Here is a 2,582-nt window from a genome sequence, read left to right as displayed (position 1 = left end):
TGAGCGCCTATCTGCGGAAAATGGCTGTGGACGGCTATGTGGTGCAGCTGGATTTGCCGGAACTGAAAGAACTGGTATCCCTGCTGCGCCGGAGCAGCAACAACTTAAACCAGCTGACCCGCAAGGTGCATGAGACCGGGCGGATTTATGATGTCGATTTGGAGGATATATCCCAGCGGCAGGAACAGTTATGGGACGGAGTTAAAGAGATACTGACGCAACTCTCCAAACTTTCGTAACCGGGACAAATACCCCATTTGCGGAGGGAGGAACGGCGTTTCTTCGCCGCGCCTTCCTCCGCTTTTTCTTTTTGCCCGTATCCTTGCCTTTTGGCTGTGAGACAGGGATAATGGAATCAGGAACGGGAACTGTGATTTTGAGAGGAGGCATAACAATGAGGGCATTGGTATTTTTGTTGAAACTGCTGTTGAAGATCGTGATGGTTCCGGTGATTCTGGCGCTGACCCTGTTCGTTTGGATTTGTGTGGGGATCGTCTATGTCTCCGGTCTGGTGCTGGGGCTTATCAGCATGATGGTTGCACTGTTGGGTGTGGCGGTTCTGCTGATCTGTTCCCTGCAAAACGGCATTATCCTGCTGGTGATGGCATTCCTTATTAGTCCCTATGGTCTGCCGATGGCTGCCATCTGGCTGCTGGGCAAGGTGCAGGACTTGAAGTTTGCCATTCAGGATTTGGTTTATGGATAAAATGCGCGGTCACAAAAAATGCCAGACAGTGTCTGTTAAATTGCTATATTTACTTCCGTGCCACATTCGTGTATAATAGTAGCACGAAAGGAAGTGATGAATGTGACCAAATCAGAACGGTTTGAGCAGTTAGACAGACTTCTGACCGAGCATGATGGGATGCTGCAAACCGCACAGGTAATCGCCAGCGGAATTGTAAAACCCATTTTTTATGAATATGTCAAAGAGAAAAATCTTCAGCAGGTTGCTCACGGAATTTATGTCTCCGAGGACACCTGGATTGATGCGATGTTTCTGTTACATCTGCGATGTGGTCAGGCAGTATTTTCCCATGAATCGGCGCTATTTTTCCATGACCTGACAGACCGGGAACCATCTCCATACGCTATCACGGTGCGCAGAGGGTACAGCACCACTCGCTTAAAGGCAGAGGGGCTTTCTGTTTACACCATCAAACCAGAACTATATGAGGTAGGGTTGACAACTGGCCAAACACCTTTTGGGCATACGGTTCCTATCTATGATATGGAGCGCACCATCTGCGATCTGCTCCGCAGCCGGAACAACATGGAGACACAGACTTTTCAAGGAGCGCTAAAAATGTATGCCAGAAGAAAGGACAAGGATCTGCGGACTTTGATGCGGTATGCCGGTATGTTCCGGGTTGAAAAAATTTTACGGCAGTATTTGGAGGTGCTTTTATGATAAAAACAGCAAGGCAGCTAAAAGATTTGATTCGCAATCTTTCCAGAGAAAAATCTGCGGATGCACAGCTTTTAATGCGAAACTATATGATGGAGCGTTTTCTGGAGCGTATTTCCCTTTCTGAATATCGTGATAAATTTATTCTGAAAGGCGGGATGCTGGTAGCGGCAATGGTTGGACTGGATGCCCGTTCCACGATGGACTTGGACGCTACTGTAAAAGGAGCCAATGTTAATGTAGAGGACATCGAGAACCTGATTTCTGCTATTGTGAGTGTGCCGATTGATGATGGCGTCAAATTTCAGCTGAAAAGCATTTCAGAGATTATGGATGAAGCGGAGTATCCTGGGATTCGGGTCAGCATGACTACAACCTTTGACGGTGTGGTGACACCTTTGAAGATTGACATTTCCACAGGGGATGCCATTACCCCAAGGGAGGTACGCTACTCTTTCAAGCTGATGCTGGAAGATCGCTCCATTGACATTTGGGCATACAATCTGGAAACCGTTCTGGCTGAAAAGCTGGAAACAATCATCACCAGAACCACCACCAACACCCGCATGAGAGATTTCTATGACATTTATATTCTGGATCAGCTCCACGGGAACACATTGAACCGGCAGACGCTCCATGATGCGCTGCGGGCCACTGCCCACAAACGCGGGACAGAACAACATCTTGCAGAAGCTGCCGAAGTTTTTGAAGAAGTGGAAAATAGTCCGGTGATGCAGAAACTTTGGGAATCGTACCGTAAAAAATTTTCCTATGCGGCAGATCTGGAGTGGAACATCATCATGGGGGCGGTTCGCAGTTTATATGCGCTCAGTGAAAAGGAATCGAGCCTATGAAGAAGCATGGACATTATTGTAAAGTCTGCGGAGAATATAAGGCTAACGAAAAATTTTCCGGCAAAGGTCATGCGGCGCACATCTGTAAATCCTGTGCTTCTTTATCGCCGGAGAAACAAGCGGAGCAAATGACAGTAAACCGCTTACTGAATCTCCCTTGGCGGTTATCAAAGGAGCAGATTTCCTGGCTGAAAAACCGAATGAAAGATAAGCGCCCGGAAGTTCGTGCACTGGCAAAAGAACAATACGAGATGAGGTTTCCTCCGAAGCGGTTAGAGGACATCGAGGACGATTTTATAGAATAGCAAAAGCGGTCTGCA

Annotated in this window: 5 protein-coding genes; all 5 read left to right on the top strand. The window is 47.5% G+C overall.

What is annotated here, in order from left to right; genetic code table 11:
• Nucleotides 1–239: plasmid mobilization protein (locus tag ACZMB2_RS13995; RefSeq protein ID WP_487597169.1), on the top strand; the 239-nt coding region annotated here is incomplete at its 5' end.
• Nucleotides 240–394: 155 nt separating this feature from the next.
• Nucleotides 395–706, top strand: a complete 312-nt coding sequence (locus tag ACZMB2_RS13990; protein ID WP_054356925.1) for a CD1845 family protein — start codon at nt 395–397, stop codon at nt 704–706.
• 159 nt (nt 707–865) lie between these two features.
• The gene (locus tag ACZMB2_RS13985) at nt 866–1,411 is read left to right on the top strand and encodes a type IV toxin-antitoxin system AbiEi family antitoxin domain-containing protein (RefSeq protein ID WP_432764260.1); all 546 of its coding nucleotides are present in this window, start codon (nt 866–868) and stop codon (nt 1,409–1,411) included.
• A complete protein-coding gene (locus ACZMB2_RS13980) occupies nt 1,408–2,262 on the top strand; it encodes a nucleotidyl transferase AbiEii/AbiGii toxin family protein (protein WP_015528506.1) in 855 nt (284 codons plus the stop codon). Before ACZMB2_RS13985 ends, ACZMB2_RS13980 begins: the two co-directional genes overlap by 4 nt.
• The gene (locus ACZMB2_RS13975) at nt 2,259–2,567 is read left to right on the top strand and encodes a hypothetical protein (protein ID WP_015528507.1); all 309 of its coding nucleotides are present in this window, start codon (nt 2,259–2,261) and stop codon (nt 2,565–2,567) included. The genes ACZMB2_RS13980 and ACZMB2_RS13975 overlap by 4 nt, the downstream gene beginning before the upstream one ends.
• Nucleotides 2,568–2,582 lie beyond the last annotated feature (15 nt).

It is taken from the genome of Hominiventricola sp. (assembly GCF_057604405.1).
The sequence above is the reverse complement of the archived record's forward strand: the minus strand, read 5'-3'. Positions and strand labels throughout refer to the sequence as shown.

Coding starts and splice junctions, on each gene's coding strand:
- ACZMB2_RS13985 (WP_432764260.1), top strand. CDS start 866: ATGCTGCAAACCGCACAGGTAATCGCCAGCGGAATTGTAAAACCCATT.
- ACZMB2_RS13975 (WP_015528507.1), top strand. CDS start 2,259: ATGAAGAAGCATGGACATTATTGTAAAGTCTGCGGAGAATATAAGGCT.
- ACZMB2_RS13990 (WP_054356925.1), top strand. CDS start 395: ATGAGGGCATTGGTATTTTTGTTGAAACTGCTGTTGAAGATCGTGATG.
- ACZMB2_RS13980 (WP_015528506.1), top strand. CDS start 1,408: ATGATAAAAACAGCAAGGCAGCTAAAAGATTTGATTCGCAATCTTTCC.